Source organism: Corynebacterium sp. HMSC078H07 (genome assembly GCF_001812805.1).
In the GTDB taxonomy this organism is placed as follows: Bacteria; Actinomycetota; Actinomycetes; order Mycobacteriales; family Mycobacteriaceae; genus Corynebacterium.
On record NZ_KV810436.1, the window covers coordinates 36,473 to 51,706 of the forward strand.

At 56.9% G+C, this 15,234-nt stretch carries 8 protein-coding genes; all 8 read left to right on the forward strand.

Annotated features, from left to right (window positions below; genetic code table 11):
- Positions 1 to 66 precede the first annotated feature (66 nt).
- Positions 67 to 3,315 (forward strand): translation initiation factor IF-2 N-terminal domain-containing protein, encoded by a 3,249-nt coding sequence (locus tag HMPREF2875_RS00510; protein ID WP_070669516.1) that lies wholly within the window; start codon positions 67 to 69, stop codon positions 3,313 to 3,315.
- A 200-nt stretch (positions 3,316 to 3,515) separates the two neighbouring features.
- Positions 3,516 to 3,821, forward strand: a complete 306-nt coding sequence (rplU, locus tag HMPREF2875_RS00515; RefSeq protein WP_010190885.1) for a 50S ribosomal protein L21 — start codon at positions 3,516 to 3,518, stop codon at positions 3,819 to 3,821.
- A gap of 43 nt (positions 3,822 to 3,864) precedes the next feature.
- Positions 3,865 to 4,143, forward strand: coding sequence for a 50S ribosomal protein L27 (rpmA, locus tag HMPREF2875_RS00520; RefSeq protein WP_039676398.1), 279 nt, complete (start codon positions 3,865 to 3,867; stop codon positions 4,141 to 4,143).
- Between the two features lie 268 nt (positions 4,144 to 4,411).
- Positions 4,412 to 6,016 carry a SpaH/EbpB family LPXTG-anchored major pilin gene (locus HMPREF2875_RS00525; RefSeq protein WP_070669517.1) on the forward strand — a complete coding sequence of 535 codons (1,605 nt, stop codon included), beginning with the start codon at positions 4,412 to 4,414 and terminating at the stop codon, positions 6,014 to 6,016.
- 30 nt (positions 6,017 to 6,046) lie between these two features.
- On the forward strand, positions 6,047 to 6,898 hold the full coding sequence (locus tag HMPREF2875_RS00530) for a class C sortase (protein ID WP_070669518.1): 852 nt from the start codon (positions 6,047 to 6,049) through the stop codon (positions 6,896 to 6,898).
- Between the two features lie 17 nt (positions 6,899 to 6,915).
- Positions 6,916 to 8,331, forward strand: a complete 1,416-nt coding sequence (locus HMPREF2875_RS00535) for an isopeptide-forming domain-containing fimbrial protein (RefSeq protein WP_168165549.1) — start codon at positions 6,916 to 6,918, stop codon at positions 8,329 to 8,331.
- A gap of 53 nt (positions 8,332 to 8,384) precedes the next feature.
- Positions 8,385 to 14,393, forward strand: a complete 6,009-nt coding sequence (locus HMPREF2875_RS00540) for a DUF5979 domain-containing protein (protein ID WP_168165550.1) — start codon at positions 8,385 to 8,387, stop codon at positions 14,391 to 14,393.
- Entirely contained in the window at positions 14,374 to 15,210 is an 837-nt protein-coding gene (locus tag HMPREF2875_RS00545) for a class C sortase (protein ID WP_070669521.1), read from the forward strand. Before HMPREF2875_RS00540 ends, HMPREF2875_RS00545 begins: the two co-directional genes overlap by 20 nt.
- Positions 15,211 to 15,234: the final 24 nt, after the last annotated feature.

The window sequence follows — 15,234 nt, forward strand, 5'->3', positions numbered from 1 at the left end:
AAGTCTCACCACCGTGTGGCGGCAACCTGCGCCCGGGGTGAGCAGACGTCGGGAGATTAGCCGCCCATGGCATCCAAGAAAAAAGAAGAAGTACGTAGTGAATCGGCTCTGGCAGCGGCGGTAGCGAGGATTGACCGTGACGCGCTTGCGCCCAAAACCCGCCTGTACGCCCTAGCTAAGCAACTGGGCGTGGCCTCCAAGGACCTGGTTGAGCAGTTCGCAGAGATGGGCATGAAAAAATCTGCGCAGTCCTCGGCAACGCCGGAGGAGATTGGGCAGCTTATCGCCGCCCTTGCACCCGCCACCCACACCAAGGCCGAGGCCGCGGACGAGAAGATCGAGGATAAGGCCAACGAAGAGGCCGCAGCCGTAGCTGCAGAGGCATCGGCCGAGGAGAAGCCAGCGAAGACTGCCCCGAAGAAGCGGGCCAAGCGCGCGACGAAGCGCGTTGCCAAGGCCGACAAGACGGAAAAAGCAGCTAAGGAAACTAAGACAGCAAAGTCGAAAAAGGATAAGTCGAAGAAGGACAAGTCTGCGAAGGAGGACTCGTTCAGCCAGCCGGTGGACTCCACGGATAACGTTGCGGAACAGCCACAACAGCCCGTCCAGTCTGAGCAGCTGAGCGAAGACGAGGAGAAGTTGCGCGAGCGCGTGCGCAAGAACGTTGACAACGAAATCTCCCAGATTGTGGACAAGGTCGACGCTGAGATGCTGCATGAGGCACTCGCGGAATCCGGTGATGACTTCGACGAAGATGACCTCACCCCGCTGATTACCCCGATGCCAGAGGAGGAGCCGGAGGTCTACGAGTACGCACCAGTCTTCATGGCGCCGAAGGCTGCTCCTAAGCCGAAGCGTCAGAAAACAGAGGACGTCGATGAGGCTGTTGAGTCCGACGAGGACGCAGCGCCGTCGAACCAGCAGCGTGGCCGCCGCCGTGGCAGCCGCGGTACTTCGCGTGGACGCGGTGCCGAGGGGCGCAGTGGCGACAGCCGTGGGGCTGAGCTTATCGACGAACCCAAGGCCATCAAAGGCTCGACGCGCATCGAAGCCCAACGCCGCCGCCGCGCTGAGCTGCGCGAGAAGGGCCGCGAGCGCCAGCACATCGTCTCCCAGGCCGAATTCTTGGCTCGCCGGGAATCGGTGGAGCGCACGATGGTGGTACGTGACAAGCAGCGCACCGACGGTGCCGGAATCATTACCCAGGTCGGTGTCTTGGAGGATGACCTTCTTGTCGAGCACTTTGTCACGACCGAATCGCATCCCTCCCAGATTGGCAACATCTACCTCGGCCGCGTTCAGAACGTCCTGCCCTCGATGGAAGCCGCCTTCGTCGATATCGGACAGGGGCGAAATGGTGTGCTGTATGCGGGAGACGTCGATTGGCGCGCGCTCGGCATTGGCGGGCGCGGTCGAAAGATTGAAAATGCCCTGAAGTCGGGTGATCAGATTCTGGTTCAGGTGGCCAAGGACCCAATCGGCCACAAGGGCGCACGCCTGACTACCCAGATCTCTCTGGCTGGTCGCTTCCTGGTCTATGTTCCGGGCGGGCGCAGCGCAGGTATTTCCCGTAAGCTTCCGGCCCCAGAGCGCAAGCGCCTCAAGGGAATCCTCGAGCGTGTCATCCCGGGCGATGGCGGCGCTATCATCCGTACCGCGGCGGAAAATGTTCCGGAAGAAGACATTGCTACCGACGTCAACCGTCTGCACTCCCTGTGGGAGGACATCAGCGCCCGTGCTGCACACGAGAAGGCCACCAAGGGTGCCAAGCCGGTGACGATGTATGAGGAACCGGACCTGCTCATCAAGGTCGTGCGTGACCTGTTCAACGAAGACTTCAGCACCCTTGTCGTCGATGGCAAACGGTCCTATAACACGGTGAGCGCCTACGTGGATTCCATGGCGCACGACTTGGCGGATCGCGTCGTGCGCTACGACGCCCGTGAGCACGATGGCGAGGATGCCTTCAGCACCTACCGTATTGACGAGCAGCTGCACAAGGCTCTTAGCCGCAAGGTCTGGCTGCCCTCGGGCGGCACCCTCATCATCGAGCGCACCGAGGCCATGACGGTTATTGACGTCAACACCGGTAAGTTCACGGGCTCCGGTGGCAACCTTGAGGAAACCGTCACGCGCAACAACCTCGAGGCGGCCGAGGAGATCGTGCGCCAGATGCGCCTGCGCGATATGGGTGGCATGATCGTCGTCGACTTCATCGACATGGTTCTGCCGGAAAACCAGGATCTCGTCCTGCGTCGACTGAAGGAAGCACTGGGGCGCGACCGCACCCGCCACCAGGTTTCCGAGGTCACCTCGCTGGGACTGGTGCAGATGACCCGCAAGCGCGTCGGTACCGGCCTAGTTGAGACCTTCTCGACCGAGTGTGAAGCCTGCAACGGCCGCGGCATTATCATCCACGAGTACCCAGTGGATGAGGAGCCGGAGGAGGAGAACTCCAAGCCGCAGCGCCGAGGCCGTAAGGAGCGCCGCGCGCCACACCGCGATCCGAAGCAGCACCCGGCTGCCGTGCGTATGCACCGTCATGATGATGAGGAGAACACTGCTGGTGTCGACGCAGATGACGTGGATGCGGTAGAAGATAAGGATTCTGCGCTCGAGGACCTTGTGGCTAACGTGGTGGTCGTCGACTCAGACGACGATGCCTCCGGCCGCGACAACCGCGACGGCCGAGACGGCGATGACGAGGTCGACGCCGGCACACCGGACAGCGCGTCCATCGGCTACGCCGTGGCGGAGAGTATGGCGCCGAAGAAATCGAAGCGCTCCCGCAAGCCGCGCCGGGCAACACGCACCTCGCGCACGTCCGAGAAGAAGGCCGAGGTTCAGAGTCCGTCGCACGAAAAGCAATCGAAGCAGCGCTCGCGCCAGACCTACGAGGAGGCCGTTGAGGAGTTCGAGAAGTCACCGCGCCGCAAGCGTCGCACGCGCGGCAACTCGCGTTCTGACGTCCGCCCGAAGCGTGAAGACTTCGAGCACGAGCCGCAAGCCTCGAAGGCAGCAGACGAGCAGGGCAGCAGCGCTGCCACGGCCCAGGAATCTGCCAAGCCCCAAGAATCTGGAGATGGCGACGTCACAACGGCGCGCAGCTCCCGCGGGCGTGGTCGTCGCCGTGCGGTGCGCCGCTCGATGAAATCCCAGCAGCCGGTTGTCATTGAGGAGGCGTCACGGGCATCGAAGTCCCGGCAACGCGACGAGACCTCCGCACGGGAGAAGGAAGGTGGGGCCAAGGGGGCGTCGGCAAGCCGCAAGGTCGGCCGTGGTAGGCGCCGCGTAACCCGTCGCAGCTCGCGCTAGAAAAGGCGTTTTGCCTTTTCGCCCCCTCACGGGGTAGTCTTTGACAGTCGCTGTTTAGACCATGAATGCGCTGGACGGGCCGCGCGCTGATGTCGCGCGTCTCTCGCGGCTTTTGGTCTGAACGCAAATGTCCAATGTCCATTCGCCAGGGGCATCACCCAGCCGCTGGCGAGCCGAGTTTAGATAAGGGGTAGCCCTCTATGTACGCGATCGTCAAGACCGGCGGAAAGCAGTACAAGGTTGCTGAAGGTGACCTCGTCAAGGTCGAGAAGATCGAGGGTGAGCCGGGTTCCTCCGTTGCTCTCACCCCGGTTCTGCTCGTCGATGGCGCAACCGTCAAGTCGAAGGCAGCTGACCTGGAGAAGGTCTCTGTCTCCGCTGAAATTGTCGAGCAGGGCAAGGGCCCGAAGATCGACATCCTCAAGTACAAGAACAAGACTGGTTACAAGCGTCGCCTTGGTCACCGTCAGCCGGTGACCACGCTGAAGATTACCGGTATCAAGTAAGCCTTAACCGGCTCTAATTCATCCCTGAAGGAGGGAAAACCACATGGCACACAAGAAGGGTGCTTCCAGCTCCAGCAACGGTCGCGATTCCGAGTCCAAGCGCCTCGGCGTCAAGCGCTTCGGTGGTCAGCAGGTTAAGGCCGGCGAGATCATCGTGCGTCAGCGCGGCACCAAGTTCCACCCGGGTGAGAACGTTGGTCGCGGCGGCGACGATACCCTGTTCGCTCTTGCTGCCGGCTCCGTTGAGTTCGGCGTTAAGCGCGGTCGCCGCATGGTTAACATCGTGCCGGCCGACGAGGTCGCTGCAGAAGCTACTGCATAAGACCAAGGCTTTCGCATTGTAAGTCCTTCCTCTTCTATAAGAAGGGAAGGACTTACAGCGTTTTGTGGTTGCTTTGGTGTGCTCCGTTGGAAGCAGTCTATGAGCGCTTGGACTTGAAGCTGTATCGAACTATGGATGAAGGTTGCGGCATAAGTGCAGACCGTCGCTTGTCAGAAGTGTGATAGCGAAGTAGCATTCCGTTGGAATACCCTCAAGGGTGCGGTGACCGTGCCCTTTAATTCCCTCTAATGAGAGAACGGAAAAGCATATGAATAAGGTCTCTACTCGCCTCGCTGCGGTTATCGCAGCCGGTACCATCTCTATCGCAGGTGCGGGTTTTGCCGCTCCGGCCCTTGCACAGTCCGAAACCCCCTCTCCAGCAGCACCTGCCTCTCCTAGTGAAGAAGCAGCCGCCCCGTCTTCAGCTTCAGCTGCGGCGACACCTGGCTCTGAGTCTGGCGTGGACGTTCCTCCGGGACCTGCTACACCCAAGGAAGCCTCCCTCATTGACCCCAACCATGACGTCAAGCTGACTATCACCAAGTACCTTGGCGATCCGGGTGATACCAGTACCCCGCTTGCAGATACCGAATTCAAGGTTGAGCGCGTCAATGTGGACTTGACCACGCAGGAAGGTTGGAAGCAGCTCTCTGCCTTCACTGCAGAGGATGCTCCGATTGACGGCAACTTTACCGCTGTGACCAAGAAGACCGATGCTAGTGGTGTTGTCACCTTTGATACGGCAACTGACAACTTGAAGGTCGGCGCCTACAAGATCACTGAGATCAATCGCGGCGGCTACACCACCGCTCCGCCCTTCCTTATTACACTGCCACACGACGTGGATGGTAAGTGGAGCTACGAGCAGACCGTTCAGCCGAAGAACCAGAACCTGGTTCCCTCCAAGCAGGTTAAGGATGCTGATGCGACTATCGGCAAGCAGCTGACCTACACCGTCAACGCACCGGTACCCGCAGACACACTCACCCGCTTCATTATTCAAGACCCGCTCAACGAGGCTTTGGAGGTCAAGCCGGAAGATGTAAAGGTCTCGCTTGCTGGTGCCACCAATGGTGCAACGCTGGCAGCCGAGGATTACACGACCACCCTGGATGCTGCTTCCAATACCCTGCAGGTGGAGTTCACCAAGGCGGGCCTTGCCAAGTTGCAGGAAGCCCGTAAGGGGGCGCCTGGCCTGAAGGTTCTCGTTGAGTTCCCTGCCACCATCACTAAGGCCCCAGAAGGCGGCGAGATCACCAACACCGCGAAGATCCTCCTCCCCAACGGTGCTGAGGTAGATACCAACGGTGATGACCCGGCTACCCCGGATGTAGAGGACAATCCCACCAAGACCACGTTCGGTACCCTGACCATCACCAAGACTTCTGGCAATGCCAAAGAGGGCGATTCCCTTGACGGAGCCGAGTTCGAGCTCTACCAGTGCAAGAAGGAAGGCGAGAATTGGCAGCTGCTCGGTTCCCCGCTGAACATGGCGACCACTGCGGAAGGTACTCCAGCAACTACGATTACTACCACCGGTTCTGCGGGCACCGCACCAAGCCTCAAGTCTGAGGCAAAGGGTTATGCCATCCCGGTGCAGTCTTTTGCTGCTGCCACCGGCGTGACTACCAAGGACTACTGTGTGCTTGAGACCAAGGCTCCGAAGAACTTCGTCCGTAACGAGGTTCCGCAGCACGTCACTGTGGACGTGGCCGCTAAGACTTTGGCCGTTGAAGTCGACAACCAGCGCAACTCCGTTTTGGGTCAGCTTCCGGCTACCGGTGCCTGGGGAATCGTCTTGGTATTCCTCGTGGGTCTCGCGCTGCTGGCCCGCGGTATCTACACCTCCTACAAGGATTCCCGCACTGCTTAGATAGGGGTTTCCGGGAAGGCGGGGCACTGCATGACCCAACGCAGAAGGCGACGTCGTAATCCGCGCTCCATTGTTTATCTCATCCTGGCGCTGCTGGTGTTCTTGTCCCCAGTCGTGGTGACGTACTACAAGAACATTGAGCAGCACCAGATCGCAGAGGAATACACGCGTTCAGTGTCGCGCTTGTCTGAAGATGAGCGCGCCGCTGAGTTCGCGCGGGCCGCGGAGTATAACGCGCAACTGCCGGAAGTCGGAGCCCCAGATCCGTGGGTCAACGGTGTTGATGTCAATTCACCTGCTTACACGAATTATCTAGATATCCTGCGCACCGCAGGCTCCATGGCCCGCGTGCGAGTTCCGAGCGTAGGCATTGACTTGCCGGTGTACCACGGGACGTCGACAAGCGTGCTTGCCCATGGCGTAGGGCACCTGTACGGTACCGCACTTCCAGTGGGAGGTGAGGGAACACATTCGGTGCTCACGGGGCACACGGGGCTTGCCACCCTGACCATGTTCGACAACCTTACCCACATCACGACCGGTGAAGTGTTCACCGTGGAAGTTATGGGTGAGGTCCTAGCCTACAAGGTCACAGGGATCGAAACCGTTCTTCCAGAAGAAATCGAACACCTTCAGGTCGAGGAGGGGCGAGACCTTCTCACCCTCGTCACCTGCACACCGTATGGCATCAACTCCCATCGGCTACTGGTCCATGGTGAGCGCACGGATGTGCCCGCCAACTATGACCAAGGATTCAAGCCCCCGTGGCAGTCGTGGATGACCGTAGCCATTGCTGTTGTTGTCTTTATTGTTGCCTACCTGCTTTGGCTCTTGGCTCGGCGCCGTAAGAAGCGCCAGCAAGGCCAAGAGGTTTATCGTTAGCGAAAGTTCATATGCTCATGAGGATCAATGCTCACTTCAACGGACACGTCGCGTCCGTGCTCGCGGTTTTCATGATTGTATGTCTGAGCCTGCTGCATGTGGCTCCGGCTTTGGCCGGGTCCAACGCCAGCTTGGTCATTGCAAAAACTCTGGGCTCTGGTGCGCAGGGAGAGCCTGCCGATACGCAGGCACGGTTCAAGGCCGTTCGGCTCATTGATGTTCCAGGTGACGCTAAGACGGATCTGGGCAAGCTCGCCCAAGATAACCCGCGCTTGTTGAGTAGTGACCCCGGCGTGCGCACGGATCCACCCCAGTTTGCAGATACGGATGCCGAAGGTAAAGCGGCTTTCTTCAACCTGGAACCTGGGGTATACCAAATCTCTGAAGTCAATCAAGCAGTCGGCAACGAACACCGCGATATAGCTACGCCTATCTTGGTTTATGTAGGGCACAAGACCGCGCTCATTCGTGCGAAGAACCAGCCTACGGTTATCGGAAAGAAAGCAAACACGGACACTGCAACGCAGGGAAGCGACGTAGTCTTCCACATCACTACCTCTGTCCCGCCTCGGGACGCCAATGGGCAACTTCATCAGTACGTTGTCGTAGACGCCTTAGATTCCCGGTTGAAACTGGTAGGGGTCCGCAACGTGCGCATTAACAACGTTCAGGGACGCGTGGAGCTGCGCGAAGGGGAGCACTTCACGGTTGATGCGGTTAATAACCGAGTGGTTTTCTCGATGAACAAGACGGGTTTATCGAAGCTTGCGCAGAGCCGTGATGGTAACCCGGATACCTCCGTGCGCTTCGACATCCTCACCACGGTTGATAAGAACCTCCAGGAGTGGTCTCCGATTCGCAACACCGCACTGTTTTCCCCTGATGGGTACTGTGTCCCGCAACCAGACCAGACACAGACGGATGCTGCAGATTACCGTTTGACGGCCGACGTAGAGCAACACGATGGAACTCTTTCTCCTCTTGACTGTCGGGTGGGGCGTGCTCCGGAGAAATCCAACACAGTTGAAGTCGGCGTTAAGAAGGAGGGAGACCACAATGGGTCTAGTTCACCTCAGCTGTGGTGGCCTTTCGCAGCCCTGCTGGCAGCGTTGGGCCTAGGTTCTTCTTCCTCCTCCGGAGGCTCATCGCAGCCGCCGAGTAATGATTCGCCTTCCGCTGAACCCACCACGCAACAGCCGAACGGGAAAGCCACCACGTCACCCAGTGAGAGCTCTGGCAACACAACTAAGCCAGGTCCGGTGCGTCAAGCGATTGACTCGCTGGCCAGTACCGGTGCAAGTGTTATCGGCTTTATCTTGGCCAGCCTGACGCTCATTGCTCTTGCCATCGTCTTCCTCACACGCCGCCGTGATTCTGAGGACGCAATACTTGAAGTGGACGATAGCGATTCCCAGGCGGGTGAGAAACCATGATGCTGTCTTTCCGCCCTTTACACCAACCTCAATCTTTAGGAGCTCTCGTGCACGTGACCGCTCTGAGCACAGCGCTAAAGCGCTTCTGCGCAGTGATCGTTGTCGCTGTAGTTGTCGTTGTTGGACTGGCTTTGCCTAACACTCCGTGGGAAGAGCACACAAGTGCGCAAGCAGAGGCGCAGACTTCACGGAACTGGAGCACGAACGAGAACGTGTACCGCCAATGTGCTTTCCGCAAAGGTACGGGCGAGGTGGCGCCGTATGCTCAGCAGTTGTGTTGGATCGACATGGCAGGCCTGCTGGAAGGTCTGTCCGATAAACCCAAGAATGTAACCAAGGACTTGGGCCGCTACGAACTGAGCTATACCGTAAATCTCCTTAAATACTCTGAACGCGTAGGCGGAGGAAGCACCAATTGGTCTACCGATGTGAATCAGTTCGGCCTTTCTACAGGCCCAGTCAATGGTCGTGTTTTCGGCAACGAGCTTGGCGGAGTGCAGTATTTCTCGCCATTTGCCGGTGATAGCGCTTCCCCTGCTGTCACGTTCACCAACCCTAGCAGTTTGGGGGATCCCGGCCAGATGGCTAAAGTTCAGTTCCGAAATATCAAGGTCAAGGACAAGGCTACCGGTACCTACGTTAAGGACTACCGGCTGACTGCCATCGATGCTGAGGCTACCGAGTCTGGCTTGTACGGCGAGAACATGAGCTTTGATGCTCCTGAGCTGAACCAAGACGTGGAACTATACCGAAGGTTTACACCTCCTGAGCATCTTTCGGCCTGCGATCCCGCGAGGCAACCGAAGAATATTCTGGGACCAGGTGAGGAAAGCTACTACAATCGCGGAGACAATACTTTCAAGGACGTCTACTGCAAGGAATACACTAGCTTCCAAAGTCCAGCGGGCACGTACATTCTGGGCGGGGATAGGATTACCTCGCTTGATGTCGGTTTGTTTACCCGTTATAGGACGCAGGCCTTTGCTCTGTCGCTCAACATGGGACGCATGACCGGAAATGTCGCTCCGGTAGATACCACCATGGAGAAGGCGGCGACCGGCCAGGAAACCAGCTTCGATTTTTCCATGGCTACTCGACTGGGAAGCACCGAGATACCCGTTCCGTGGCAAGGCGAGGGAACCTATACCCAGACACTGCGTCAGATGGATCCCGTGAATTCTTTAGGAAATACCGCCCGTGACGTCATGCTTTTTCGCTCCAGTGCACAAGGCGAGCAAAGAAACCTCGCCTTCAACCGTTACGAGCCAACATGGCAATGCACCGACCCCGCGGATGCGACGAAGAGTATCACGGTGAAGGAAGGCAGTATCCCGGCGGGCAAGGGAGTGTCCCTGGAAAAAGATACTGCTACGGGAACCTCGACTTTGGTGATGGAGAATAAAACGTCAGTGCCCATGACGTGCAAGGTCACATGGAAACCGAAGTTTAAACCGTCTTCTCTTAACCTGCGCAAGACTGTTTCCGGTACGGCTAAGAGCTACAAAGATATCCAGCTGCGGACTTACGATCTTGGTTATTCGTGTACTGAACCGGCCGGCTTTAAGGCAGCATATCCAGAAATCAAGCTTGCAGATTCCCGCCCGCTTGCCGACGGCGCCAGCTACACGGTTTCCGGTTTGCCTGCGGGAGCAACCTGTACTCTGGTCGAAAACAATGCGCAGCCCAGCCCGGGTACAAGCCTGAAACTGACGTGGTCGGGCAATGGCGTGACCCAGGGAACCGGCAACACACCTTCAGCGAAAGTCAAACTTGCCGAGGGGACGACAAATGCCACTGGTATCAGTAGCGTTTCCGCGGGCAACGACTTCCACGGACATACCGGTACCCTTAATGTGTCTAAGCACATCCACGGTGAGGCTGTGAATAATTTGGGTAGCCCGCGTGACTACCGCTTTGAATTGACCTGTGATAGCGCAAACTACCAACAGATTGTCACTATGACCACAACGGGTTCGGGGAACAATGAACTCGATGGAAAAGCCCAGTTTACGTCCGTACCTTTGGGGCGTGATTGTGTGCTCAAGCCGTTGTCCGGTTTGACTGGTTCGGAAACCGAAACCATCGTGTTCAATGGCCGTACAGTGAAGCTCGATGGGACAGTTATTGAAAAGAATGAGGCCGAAGCTTACCCACTCAAGCTTCCCGATTCCGATCAGCCACAAGAAGCGTCCAACGTGACCATCGACGCGATGTATTCCTTCCAAAAGCGTGATGTTAAGGTGTATAAGTCCTTGATTGGTCCCGCTGCGGCTAAGGTACCGACGGATGGGGTCTACGAGGTTTCCTATGTGTGTGAAACCCCCGACGACGCTGCGGGCAAGGTGGAAGGAACTCTGCACCTAGCAAGTGGTGAGAGTAACGCACAGTATATTAAAGGGGCTCGCGTAGGTTCCGAATGCCGTATCTGGGAATCGAAGCAGCCCGAGTTTCAGAACCAAGTTGTAGACCGTACCCGTATTACCGCGTCCAATACCTCTGACCAGGTAACCACGTTGAGTAACGATGAAGCACAGACCACACCGGTGCTTAAGGTCGATGACACCACTGACGCAAAGCAGAATACGGTGACGGTGTCGAACCACTATGTCAGTAGGCTGGCTACCGTCGACGTCAGCAAGCTTGTCCGCGCCCAACTCGGTCTTTCGAACTTGCTACCTGCGAACTACGAGATTTCTTTTGACTGTGGTGTGCGCAATGTCGAAACTTCTGACGGGGCGTATACCAACGTGGATCTGCGCGGAACCCTCAGCATCGCGGGAAGTGAAACGAAAAACCTCGTAGCCGACGTGGCAGATTCAGCATTGGGGTCTTTGGTAAACGACGGCCCCGCAGGTGTAATGCGTGTGCCCTACGGCAATACGTGCCGTTTCTCCGAAAAGGATCCGGACACCGTTCGCGGAGTGGACTGGACATCCAATGCGGGTTCGATTGAGCTCGCTGTGGATGAACCTGCAGAAAAAGCCGATATCGTGAATACCTTCCAGGCTGCTGGCGATGGTGTGACCATCAAGCAACGAACCTCCGGTATCAACGACTTTGCCCAGCCAGTCGAATACTCCCTGTCGTGCGTGGCATCGAATGGCACGTCGCTTGATTTGGGAGAGCATGCTCGAATTACTATGCAGCCGGGCGTGTCCTCCCACCAAGTGCCTAACAGCTCTATTCCGGAAGGCAGTAACTGTCACCTGAAGGAACTTAACGTTGACACTGGCAAGCGCGGGGATGGATACGAGATCCGCCGTGATTCCACGCTCAAAGTAGACGAGATTTCCAAGACTTTTGAGACCGCAGAAGGTGTCGACTCCGGAACCTTTGCCGTGGGTCCGCAGACTGTGGTTAACATCGGCCATTCTTATGATTATTCCGATAAGAAGATGACCATTACCAAGGACGTTCAGTTCGACGCCGACACCGCTCAGTACATTTCACAGGTACGCAAGAACGTGAAATATCAGCGTGAATTCGACGTCAGTGTAGTGTGCACTCCGCCGGATGGCGGCGTTACCGTGTCTCACCATGGCAAAGTCAGCTCCTCGCAGTCCTCGAACACGGATACGCATACGTTGGAGTTCACAGATATTCCTGATGGCTCGACATGCCGGGTAACCGAAGGTGCTACCACCGCAGCTGAGGGCATCACCTTCACACAGGAAGTAGCCGCTGGCGGTAAACGTGCAGAGAAAACACTGGAGTTTACCGTCAACGGAGACTCCCCAGTCAGCCTTATTAATACCTACAAGCGCACCTTGGCGAAGGTTGATCTCACCAAGATTGCCAGTACCCCGATTGACATTGAGAAGGCCCAGCCGGACGTAAGCGGTGACAGTGTTTATTACACGCACAACTTCACCATGGTGTGTTCTGATCCTGAAGGCACCAGCGCAGAATCCGGTGACCTGCCGCCGATTGAGGTCAAGCAGATTACGGGGCCCGGCCACACCCAATTTGTGGATGCCCCGGTAGGAGCAAACTGTTCCATTACCGGTGATAAATTTGGTCAGCTGGATCTCAAGAAGTCGCAGGGTGAGGGCAAGCCCACCCTCGAAACGCATCTGATCCCGCAGAAGGTGGAGTGGCGCCTGCAACGCAATGACGCCGAGCCCTTCATTGATTCTGAGATCACGGAAGGAACCACGACCTCGCAGCCGATTTCCATCAAAGCTGACAATGCGGATGGATCGTCGAACAACGTGCTGACTCTGACGAATTACTACACGTTCGTCAAATCTAAGGTAAAGATGACCAAGAAGATTGTCGCCGAAGCTGATGACGTGAAGCTCTTGCGCAGCGCCAATCCTCCGGTGAACTTTAACTTCTCCTACCAGTGTCAAGGCGTGGGTTACTCCACTTCTAACGTGGGGCTGCCTACGGAATTGGTAGCTGCAGATACCGAAGCTTTCCCTGATTCCACTCCATTGTTCACCAGTCCAGAAGTGGAAGTGCCATCTGGTGCATGGTGTACGGCAACAGAAGCTGAGCCGTCTTTTACTCCGTCTGAGTTGACGTGGAGCCAAAACTCCAAGGATATTTCCCAACGCGTGGGGTCAGCTGACTCGGCCGTAGAGTCTTTCGACTTTGTTAACACTTATCAACGCCGCACTGTGCCTGTGCGCATCGTTCCGATGCAGGATGGATACCTAGGTGGCGCGGATGGAGCCAACTACGAATATGACTTGGTATGCAAGGATCCTTCGGGTACGCAAGAGTCCTTTAGTATTCCTGCGGCGAGCACTAACTCCACCTACACGGTGACCGATACCGCCGAGCCATCTGGCGGCACCGTTGTAGAACTACCCGTCGGTTATGACTGTACCTTGGATCTGAGCAAGTCCTCGGCCCTTCAACCACGAGTACAACTGGAAGCGACCAGGTCCGAGCGCACTCCATATGTGGAATTCGGTAAGTGGATCGGCGGACAGCCCGATGCCCACAACCCGACAAAGAAGCTTGCTTCACTGACCGCTGATGAGGTCACGGATGCGATGAAGAAGTACAGCTATGACTTCCGCATTGATCCGAAATTGCAGTCACGTTCCGGTGAGCCGGTCATGACGCTGGGTGCGGAGGCTATGCACCTTCGTGACCGTGTTGACGTCACTTTCACCAAGACGTCGACTGGTGCAGCAGGCGAAGGAAAGACCTTTAGCTTCGCATCGAGTTGTGGTGATACATCCTTCGATCTCAAATCCGGAGAATCGCACACGCTGCAGGGAATTGAAGTCGATCGCACGTGCACGATCCGTGAGCAGACTGCCGAAGGACACGTAGGTGCTGTTGTCTCCGTTGAAAGCGCTGGCGACCGTTTAGGTACGCCAACAGCGCGAACCACGACCGACACTGATGGACGCCTTGCCGGCGGTACGTGGACTTTCGACGTGCTTCCGGTAAGTGCCCCAAGCGATCTGTCGACGGATGGGCCGCAGTGGGCATTAACGGCGAAGAACTCCTTCCCGGGACTCAAGGTGAAGAAGAAAATCGATGGCGCACCGATTAGCGCGCTCAGCGGAGCAGTAGCCGATACCGCAATTCTGCCGGATTCGGCTCAGACCATGCGCTTTACCTATGAAGTTGAGAACGAAGGTGCCCTGCACATCGGCAACTTCTTGGTCAAGGAGCCCGAGCTAGCTGGTTTTACAGTTCGCGATAGCGCTGGTGAAGAGTATGTGATCAACAATAACGGCCTCATACCGGTCGGCGTATGCAATTTGGGTGACGGCGGCCGGCTAGCCGCGGGGGAGAAGCGGAGTTGCTCTTTTGATGTGGTGATAGACCAGAACACAGACACAGCCTTTAGCTATAAGGGAACGGTAACGGTCACCGCAGACGCTTACGCTGGTGAATCTGACGCAGCACCGTCATCCCAGGTGTCGGCTTCCGATACGTATGGGGCGTTACGTTTGAGCGGCTTGTTGGCAGCAATGCTACCGGATACAGGAATGCAAACCCTTGTGTGGATGCTTGTGCTTGGCCTCGCAGTATTGGGTTTGGGGCTGTGGATATACCTGCGCAACAGGGAGGACGATGACGACGCGGAAGAATAAGCGCCGGTCCTTCTGGCTCATCGTCGCTGGAATCCTCATTCTGCTGTATCCGATTGTTGCTACGCAGTACAACGACTATCACCTGTACCAGCAAGCAGAGTCCTATGGCAGGTCTGTGAATGATATAGACCCGCCAACTCAGCGTCAGCACTATCTTCGTGCGGCACATGAGTACAACGACTGGCTTGCGCAGCAAGGCCACCACGCTTATCCGCCGACGCCCGACTCACCTGGCTTCGAGCGTTACTTAGATACCCTCAACGCTCCGGAGACGGGCGGAGTAATAGCCCGTTTGCGCATTGCCTCCATCGGTGTGGATCTGCCGGTCTTTCACACCACAGCCTCTTCAGTTTTGTATAGCGGGGCTGGCCACATGTTCGGTTCCTCGCTTCCTGTTGGCGGCTCCGGAACCAATGCGGTGATTTCTGCGCATACTGGAATGGTTAATGCGTCAATGTTTGATAATCTTCCCAGATTGCGTGATGGAGAGACCGTGACTGTCGACGTCATGGGGGAAACACTCACTTACAAAGTCACCGGTCGCGAGGTGGTCAAACCCGAAGACTATGAAGCTGTCACGTATGAACCGGGGAAAGACAAACTCACGCTTATTACCTGCACGCCTTATGGCATAAATACGGATCGACTGCTCGTGCATGCAGAAAGAGTCCCCACTCAGGTAGAGGAGGAATCAGGGTGGCAACCTAAGCTATCGTGGTGGATGATTTTAGCGCTCATCCTCATTACCTCGGTGCTGGTGATCGTGTGGTGGAATGAGCGGCGTCGCGGAAAAGCGCGTAGGCAGCGAGTAGACTGACTACCTTTAGACATTAAGTACTGA